This window comes from Desulfobacter sp. UBA2225 (genome assembly GCF_002348205.1).
GTDB classification, from domain to species: domain Bacteria; phylum Desulfobacterota; class Desulfobacteria; order Desulfobacterales; family Desulfobacteraceae; genus Desulfobacter; species Desulfobacter postgatei.
In genome coordinates, this window is record NZ_DDYV01000081.1 from 1 (window position 1) to 9,475 (window position 9,475).

Annotated in this window: 5 protein-coding genes; all 5 read right to left on the reverse strand. The window is 46.4% G+C overall.

Annotation, left to right across the window (positions count from 1 at the left end):
* Positions 1 to 217: 217 nt before the first annotated feature.
* Positions 218 to 5,224 (reverse strand): hypothetical protein, encoded by a 5,007-nt coding sequence (locus tag B3D59_RS04330; protein WP_286817930.1) that lies wholly within the window; start codon positions 5,222 to 5,224, stop codon positions 218 to 220.
* A gap of 717 nt (positions 5,225 to 5,941) precedes the next feature.
* Complete coding sequence (locus B3D59_RS04335) at positions 5,942 to 6,634, reverse strand: TIGR04283 family arsenosugar biosynthesis glycosyltransferase (RefSeq protein ID WP_286817931.1); 693 nt, start codon at positions 6,632 to 6,634, stop codon at positions 5,942 to 5,944.
* Positions 6,631 to 7,389, reverse strand: a complete 759-nt coding sequence (locus B3D59_RS04340; RefSeq protein WP_286817933.1) for a DUF3047 domain-containing protein — start codon at positions 7,387 to 7,389, stop codon at positions 6,631 to 6,633. Before B3D59_RS04340 ends, B3D59_RS04335 begins: the two co-directional genes overlap by 4 nt.
* Positions 7,390 to 7,400: 11 nt before the next feature.
* Entirely contained in the window at positions 7,401 to 8,054 is a 654-nt protein-coding gene (locus tag B3D59_RS04345; RefSeq protein WP_286817935.1) for a TIGR04282 family arsenosugar biosynthesis glycosyltransferase, read from the reverse strand.
* A gap of 2 nt (positions 8,055 to 8,056) precedes the next feature.
* Positions 8,057 to 9,475 (reverse strand): DUF5714 domain-containing protein (locus tag B3D59_RS04350; protein WP_286817937.1); only part of this gene is annotated, 1,419 nt, incomplete at its 5' end.

Below are 9,475 nucleotides of genomic sequence, written 5' to 3' on the forward strand. Positions count from 1 at the left end.
CAATGCCGTTGACTTAAGAAAATGACGCGTCATTTCAATATGTTAAGGTTCTATATCTGAGCAAGGCGTGAGGGAGGGGTGAACCTCTCGAAATTTCCATGACCTTTATATTCAGACATCTTGGTATTTTTGAAAATTACTGGATCGGTTTGAAAGGCAGTGAAACATTTAATAAAATGTGACATAACAGCTTGATTTTAGGGTTGTTTTTCTTAAGTCAACGGCATTGAATGAGCATGTCATCTTCACCCCATCCAATGCACGTTAAAACATGTTCACCACCTAAGATATGTACATAATCACCCTTTTTAGGACGTCGACCCTCACCCGGCGTAACCCAAGCACCTATATCGTCTCGTTTCGCAAAATCTATCGCACGCTTAATCGCGGTACCTGGAATATATGGGATATATAGAGATTCTAAATCCACTCTCATCCTTCTCCAAATGCCTTCTGCCACAACTCCACAAGTGGATATGCCTTGCCATTGAGTACATTTTGGTGGATCTTCATCGTTGTATTTTGCGCAACCAAATGGCCGATCGAGATCCCATTGACCGTTAATGGGGCCAAGTATTTCATTCCATCTTTTTCTGTGGGCAGGAATTCCCGCTTCGAGACCGACAACCGAATATAGGTTTGCAACAAAGGCTTGTCGAAGTCCTTCTTCATCTGTCGGCCTTACTATTTCTGTTAACAAAATAGGTGATAAATCGCTTTCATAAGAGGCAAGCATGTAAGGCGAGCCAGGCGTATATGAATAATCATATTCGATAGACGAACCATCCGTTTTATGTTCCTTCATCTTTACTTGGCTACTACCAGTTGGATCAGATTTCATTTCCTTTAATGCTTCAGTATCCACCTTATTCTTGTCTTGTATTTCTTGTTCGTTGGCGTCGAATGGAGTACCAATAAGCGTTCCAACGGCTTTGTTACGAGCTGCTTTAGCATCTTCTGATGACATCTTCCCTTCGCTCTCAAGCTCGTCAATGATCTTAAGAGTTTTGCCAATGTCTTTCTTCATAGCTGCTTGCTTTTGCAAATCAGCAGCTATGCTCGCCAGATCGGTTACACTCTTAGATGTTGTCTGCAATGCACCAAGTGCATTGGCCTGAGTTCCTGCCAAGCCAGTCATATCCTTAAAGACATCGCTCTTACCAAGGAGATTAAAGGCGGCCGCCAAACCCGTTGGATCTGGGGCGGCAGGGCCATTTTGCATATTGATAATGCTGGAAGGTAAATCTTTAACCTGTAGGTTACCTACATCGGACTGTCGACTTGCAGTCGACACTGCTTCAATCGGGGTTGCCTGAGTACCGCACGGCGCTTCATCAAACCGCCAATGACGAGTTTCGTCGATCTCTTCGCAACTATTGCATTTACCCATGACTGATTCCGCATAAACGCCTTTGGTTGGCACGCTTACTCGGAAGGGGTCAGGCTTGGTCGTCGGCTGGTAAAAAGCTAATAAATCATCCACCTTTCTGAACACTGGATCGAGGCGTTCTCCCGGTACTACCTTTAATACCAAATTGTTGCCGACGATACCCACGACCTTGTTCTCGACAACGCTGGCCACGCTCTTACCACCCGCGTTTGGCGCGATATAGCCATCAAGTAGCCCAAACAGTCGACTGCTGTCCATGCTCGACCAAATGGCCTTGTGCGACATTTCGAGATTTTCGTTCAAAAAGCTGACTAATGCGGAGGCAGCTTCACGATCTTCTTTGCGTGGTTCTCTTAGTTCCTTGTCAGAGAGCGGTGTATACATCAAAGCGGCATCAGTCTTGATCTTGAGAACAGGCGGAAAATTTTCGGGAATCTCTATCGAATTGATGATATCGTTGTTAACGTTGCCGTTTTGAATGATAGCTTCATTCAGATGCTTCGTCTGATAATGCAAGTACGTTGCGCGTAAGATGATTTTTGAAGACGGATGGACAAATGTGTTGGCCCGAAATCTTAGATACTTTATTTGCCGCCGCGTTATAGTTTGCGGTTCTCGAGTAGCGATATTCACTTGAAGCGGTATGCCGCGCCGATAATTAGAAAGTAGTGTAAAATCCAAATCCAGTCGTTTTTCAAAACCGTCTTCTGCAACACCATAAATGTGGATTGTATCGATAAAGTCACGCACGATATTGGGGACATAATCAGCCTCGAAAATAGCATCCTTCTCGGCCTCAGTAAGTGGTCTTTCCTTGGTGTATGTGAATTTTAAGATACCAGTAAACCAGGGATGCCATTTATTGAGATCGATGGTTTCTACAATCATGGTTTCTACAGTCTGATTATCAATTTCATCGATAGGAGGACGTTTAAGTTCGAAAGAAATAGAAAAATTACCGCTAAAATATTGGATTACTTCATCCGCATAGCTGCCTGTTGGAAAATCTGAGTCAGCATAATTGTTGGTAATCCGTTCAATGGCATCAAAACCCCTTCTTAGCTTTGTTCCATATACGGTCCGACGTAGCGTATTTTTCCAACGAAGGATCTTCGCATGATCGAACAGGCTCATCGGTAGAGGTACAAACAGACACTCCTGAACATCCACCAGGTTTTGTTCGATTGCATAATGACGGAGTACTTCAAAATACTCGATGGTGATGGCATGGCAATGATTGTTATTCTTTACCACCTCTGTTTGCACGGAAACGGTTTCGTTTTGTCCAACCGTTTGTATTACCGTGCTGCGCTGTGTCCTAAGTGATGAGGCAGATTGGAAAATGTTATCTTGAAGACGATTCAAAGTACTACCGGACAGATTGCGGGCTGAATTCTGATCAGCAGTCGAACGTGAGGAGGCGCCGGAATGTGACACTCCTCCTCCCAAACCTAATGAAAAGCCCCCGATGCTTCCGCCAAACCCCAACCCACCACCTCCGCTAGTAGAACTCGTTTTATTGGTTGAAACAGCGTGGATCTCCTCCGTAAGCGATGAATTGATAATCTCGCTAATATCCCGGTTTCGGGATAGATCTGCTGACAGCGACTCAGCCACGGTCTGATCTTCTGTACGGACTGCGCGCTCTTCTCGATCCCAATCTACAATGGCGATTTGCTTTTCCTGACAAGGTGCCAGCGGCAGGCTGTACAATAAATCCCCAAGTGAATATCCATCGGCCTTCCACTGCTGCTTAAAATGAAGGATATGACCATGTGCAATCGTGGTGTTTTCGTAGATCGTTGGCGTTTCGTCCCAATCAACGCTGTTTTCTACTGTCAATTCCTTACGACCGGGATGATCGGAAATATAAGCCCTCTCTATGGCCTCAATCTTGTTTATTGCCGCATATATTTGTCTCTTCAAGGCATTCAAGGATGCTCGAATCGCGTCATAATTCTTTACAAAATAGTCGTCTTCCAGTGAGATCAGAAAATTCGAGCCAGCGTTGTAAAAAGCATGGAATTTCTCCAATAAATGTAAAAATGCCGTTATACTTGTGATATAGGTATCGTAATTGGCGCGAATAGTCAGGATTTCTCCAAGCGATAACACTGATTTATTGCGCAGTGTGTCTCGCGTATCCTCAAATTGTTGCTGCAGACACATAATGCCCATAGTCTGAGTTTCTCGAGTAGGGCAAGGCTCGAAATTGTACAAGCCGCCTTCACCAGCTTGCGCCAGTTCACTGACTAAGCGGCGTAAATAGCCTAACAACTCCTCTTGGTCCTGACTTTCGACGGTTTGTTTATTAACGGCTTCTATCAGTTTCTCCGTGCGATTTTGAACAACTGAAATTGATGAGATATCCACATACGGTTGTTGCACCAACTTTTTGATATTCTGCATATAAGCTGCCAACTGTTTTGGCAACGAGGCATTTTGGAACAAATTCTCAGAAGGCTGGTCGATGTATTGCTCGATATGACCAAGCAATGATTCTACGGTGGCTCGATTTAGGGAGTCTTGTGCAATCAGTGACTCACAATATGTCTTAGTTTGAGGTGCCCCTTGTTTGCCACAATAAGCGGCAGCCAATTCATAATGTAATTGCTGTAATTTTGCCTTTCGTCTAGCCTGTTCAGCCAGCAATTTCAAGATAACACTAAAACTATACTTCAATTGCTGGGTGCTAAATTTCAGTTTCCCTGCCAATGTATCCAGCTTCAATTGATACACAGGATCAGCCGAAACTGTTGCCGTACTCATGTTATAAGCTCTCACATTAGCAACATTTTCAGTCGATGGTTGTGTTGTTGCATCACTGTCTTCATCAACCGAATAGGCCACCAAGCTCAAGGTATTCATCGAACTATTGATACGACCAAAAATCGCAAACAAATCATCCGAAAGTGTTAACAACTCTGCCTTTAGACGTTTGCTTTCAAGGGGGGTAATCGTCAAGCCTCGGATTTCAGGCTCTGTGGTCCGAACCGTATGATAAAAACTAAATTCCTCCAAGGTACGATTTGGGATGGTAAAATCGACGCACTTGCCGCCAATATCTTGTGAAAATGACGAATTACCCACAAGTTCGCTGGCATCCGGCAATGCCGGTACTGTGCTGGCTGCGGAACTTGCGTTTGCGGGCAAGGGCGATAAATCGGCCATCAATAATATATCTTTCGGGATTTTCTTGTTTTCTAAACTAATCCGAATTGGCTCTTCACTCAGTCCGGCAATTAAACCATACGCGTGCTCATAGTCCTTATTGTCGATTCGGCCAAAGAAAAAACCATCCTTATTAGTTTGAGCACTAAAAATAGGTCGACAGCTATCGCTATCCGGTGCTGCGGCGGGATCGCTACTAGCAACAATTACTACTTGAACACCTGAAGCTCGGCGTTCACCTGAAATGTCAACCAATTTACCCGATATTTTTCTGGGAATATTTAGGATCGGGCCTTCTTCGTAGATGATCTCAATGACTTTAGGATTGACTTTAATCTCGAAAGGTTTTGTTTTATCTGGAGCATTTTCAGAGATGTTCGCTGAGTACAAGTATCCGAAGCTGTATATTTGTTTTAGCTGAAGATCGCCATCTGGGGCAAAGATCTCTATGGTCACATTTTGACCGCTTAACAAGTCTTCTTTGGGTAAGAAAAAACGGAAAGCACCGTTTTCCTCTACATCAACGCGATCCTTACTGTAAATCGGATTCCCACTTATCTCTTGGATGTAGCTGACCTTTAAAAAATGCCCAAGGTATTGATCCGTGATTTCAACTTCACTTGTGGTAGGTTTTAACAAACCATTGATACTTACTCTATTCATTTTTAATTCCTCCATCATATTTGGTGACGGTATCAATCTGATGTGCGTGTAGTAACTTGGCTAATATTTAAATCACTGGCTTGTTCAGTGCAGTGGTTTGTTCAATGGCCACGGGGTAGTGGGGTGGGAAATTCTCCTTTGACTACGGCTGAAGCTTTGCTTCGCTTTGTCCGACATAACGCAGTTATGCGGCAGCGAAGCAAAGCTTCAGCCGTACCATATTATCGGGTAATTTGCCAGCCCGCCCCCGTGTGTCCAGTGTGAACAAGTGATTATGTAGTTTTTTTCTGTATAACTTCAACAAATAACATGTATAAAGCCTGTATCAATAAAGAACGAAATTAACAATCATTTTGTGCCCGTGTTAAAAAAAATTTCGCCTACAGTTTTAAGCCGGGACACCCTTTAAAACAAGGCTTCTCCGAAATCCCCGGCTCATGAGGTTCAGGTATTGCAAAACTCTCATCACCATGTCAAACTGTCCCGCGTTATGTCGGTAGCCAAATTTTCTAGCGGGATAACATTCAAAGTGTGGGGTTAAACAGCAAATGGCATTAATTCAGATTAATCAAAATGTGCTGACGGCTTATAACCGGGAATTGCTTTCCGGTTATATTCCGGAAAATGATCACAGGCACTATGTAAAATGGCTGAGGTATTATCTGGATTTTTGCAATAAATATAAATTCGATCCTTCAAACGTCGGAGGCTGTTTGTTTAGTGATAGTAGGATTTTAACGTTTCAGGACTGACCCCGATATAAAAGAGCAGCTGAAGCATCCAGTTGCGGAGGGTTGTATATATCATGCCTTCTTTTTTCCAGCGCCGGGCCGAGGTAACCACCCGATCTGAAATGAAGTGAATTTTATACCCCTTTTTTCTGAGTCTGAGCATGATCTCCACATCTTCCATCAGGGCAATTGGTTTATATCCTCCCAAGTCCCAAAAGCATTTTGATTTAATGAATATTGCCTGGTCGCCAAAGGGAATCCGGGTGATCCGGGAACGCAACGTTGCCACCTTTTCGATGATACGAAAACCTAATTGCTTTGCGCCAATGGCCAGATCAAATGCACCGGCAGCAACTTCCTTGTCCCGGCAGGCATGAAGAATTGTTTTGAGTGCATTTGCAGGCAAAACGGTATCTGCATGAAGAAACAGCAGCAGATCTGCGGTTGCGGTCCGGGCCCCATGGTTCATCTGCACGCCCCGGCCGGCCGGTGATGCTGTTTTTATAACATCCGGGTCATTGATCGCTTGAAGGGTGCGTTTTTCAGGGTCTCCATCCACCACAATAATTTGGGTGGCCCACAACATTTGCGATGCCGATGATTTAAGGTCGCCAATGTTTCGGTTAATACGATCCGCTTCGCTGTATACCGGTATAATAACGGAGATCACAGGATTCATTGGATTGAGGTTCCGGACGTTGATTTGAAAATAATATCCCCGTAAAAGGCCGTTGACGTCCCCTCCGTATTGTCCGAGTCCGTCATGATCGCCACACCCGAAGTCATGGGGGGCGGGTGTCCGAAACTATCCACATAGTCCTGATAAATATTACGTTCTTCGGTGACCCAGGTGCCCACCTTGTCGTCACCACTTTGCACGGCGATCATCATAACCTGATTGATGTAGGGGTTGGGTATCCGGGTCCCTTTAGGGACGCGGTTGGCCCAGATATAGGTCACCACTGTTGCAGGTGGATACTGGCCGTATATCAGGCGGGCGGTTTCAAATCGGGTTTTTTCCCAGACCCCTGCCTCATCAGGGTTATATTCAAAAGCCACATAAATTCGTGCCGGATAATCATCCCCGCTTTTTTGGGTAACATCGGTTTTCTTATTAATGTCCGTGATTTTCCATTGCCATTGAATAATGGGATATTTTTTTACATCAATGCCGATTTTGCGGATCAGTCCCGAAGCGGATGCCTTGCTATAGGCTTTGATTACAGTTCGCCCCTGGTCTTCAACCATATTGTATGTGGTATGTGCCTTTATTTTTTTAAATGTCAAAGGCTCCCAGTGCCGGGGTAAGGTTTCCCCGGTATTCGCCTGGGAAAAGTCCCCTACGGTCAATATCGGCTCGGCGCAAAGCACAACAGCGGTGTGCAAAACCATGATAAAGCTGACCGCCATCCAAATCTGTTTTTGTCGACTCAAAATTTTATTCCTTATTTTAAAAGATAATTGGTTGTGTGTACGGCCGTTTTGCTGGCTGGATCAAGATTGAGAAAGCCTAAATCCTTTTGGGTATCAATGTCCCGCCACACGGGCAGAGTACAGTGTGACACATGATGATCTTTAAATCTGTTCAGGGTCAGATCAAATACCTGGTCGGTTCCCCAGGGAATACCGTGAAATATCCGGGGGGTAAATCCTTTGGCCGTAAACCCGATCAGATAATATCCGCCATCATGACTTGCGCCGATGGCCGCACTGCACTGGTCCAGAGCCTTAAAGGCCGTATCAAGTATCTGAGACGGCAGATCCGGTAAATCAGACCCGATGAGAACGGCCCTTTCATATCCGGCGGTAAAGGTGTCGGCAAGGGCATTTTCCATTTTTTCTCCCAGGGTGGTGCCCTTTTGGGCGAAAAGATCCAAATCCTCTCCCACCCAATCCCTGATATGATGAATGGCGTTTTCCGGGTAATAGTAGACCCGCAACGCCCAGGGAGTTGATCGAACAATATCCAGAACATCCATCACAAAGCAGCGGTATAACGCCAGGGCTGCTGTGTCTCCCACCCCCTTTGCAAGGCGCGTCTTGACCCGGCCTTTTTCCGGGGATCTGATGAAAATGATGACAGCGTTGTTTTTTGTCATCTTCACACCTTGAAATAGGGGCAGGTTTCCCGGATGCACTCCCTGTTTTTGCCCTGTTGGCGGCATTGCGCCTCGCCATGGGCCCTCAGAACCAGGGGCAGGTACGCTTCGGACAACCGGGCCACTGTTTTCAATGTTGTCCACACCTCCCGCTGGCAGCATCGGGCCGCCTCAATCCCTTTCAGGTCGTGGATAACGGCTTCGGACACCTGCTGGACGATCTGCCTGGCCTTGGGCTTTAGCGGGGTGCCTTTCAAAATAACTCCAAAGGCAATGCCCGCACCCACAGCAGCGCCGCAGGTCCCCCAGAAAGCGCAGACACCGCCGGGAACGGCTCTTCCGCGCTCAATGGCCGTAATGATGTCGCTGTCTGTGATATCCCCGCCCAGATTTCTGAACACGGCGGTGATAACGCCGGGCACTGCAAAATGATGCTCGGGGCCATGGAGGGGAAATGAGGGATGACTGCGAAGGTGGTTGATCAGATCAATCATATCTGTTGCATCGGTATGGGTGCAGATATGTTTGACCACATCCACTATCTCTTGTCCATGGCAGTGGTCGCAGACAAAATGACCTTGTTCGCATACGGCGTTGGCTGGGAATTGATTGCCGCAGAAAATACAGTTTTCCTCTCTTTGTTCTTCCAGATAGACCAGTGGTTGGCCGCACAGCATGCAGTCCTGTTGAAATTTTGTATCTGTTTTCAAAGAAGCCTTTTGGCTCAAGGTGGCGGCGTTCTCGTCCACAGGGGAGGGCGGCAGTTCGCAGCTGCAGGCGTTCACGGCGTCGATATTGGATACACTGCCCATGTGATCCAGCTCAAAAATCGTCGTATCCTCCCGGGCATCAGAGGGCCTAGTGGACTCCGACGATTGCCCGCGTAAAAGCAGCTGTCCGTCGTCAGTCATCACCGCGGCATGGGGGCCTGGGTAAAAAACCATTGTTTTTTCCGCAGGCTTAGGCCGAAAGGCCGTATAGGTGACGGCATAAAACCTGTGGTTCAATACCTCTTTGTAAAAAAAACGTTTCACCACCCTGATCCGGCTGAATCCGGCTGATTCCAGGATGCTCATCAGTTGGGGCTGCACAAGTGCCCCTGACAGACACGCCCCCCGGAGTACCGCATCATTCTGGATTTCAGGGGGGCAGGGATCATCGGTGACCACGTCGGAAATAAAAATCCGCCCGCCGGGGACAAGTATGCGAAAAATTTCAGCAAAAGTCTGCCGTTTGTCCAGGGAGAGGTTAATGACGCAGTTGGAGATGACCAGATCCACGGTGTTATCCGCCAGGGGCAGTTGTTCAAGAAACCCTTTTTTAAAGGAGACATTCCCGTACCCCAGGTTTTGGGCCACATCCCCAAGGGGTTTTCGGGCCAGGGCCAGCATGTGATCCAGCATGTCAATCCCGATGACCTG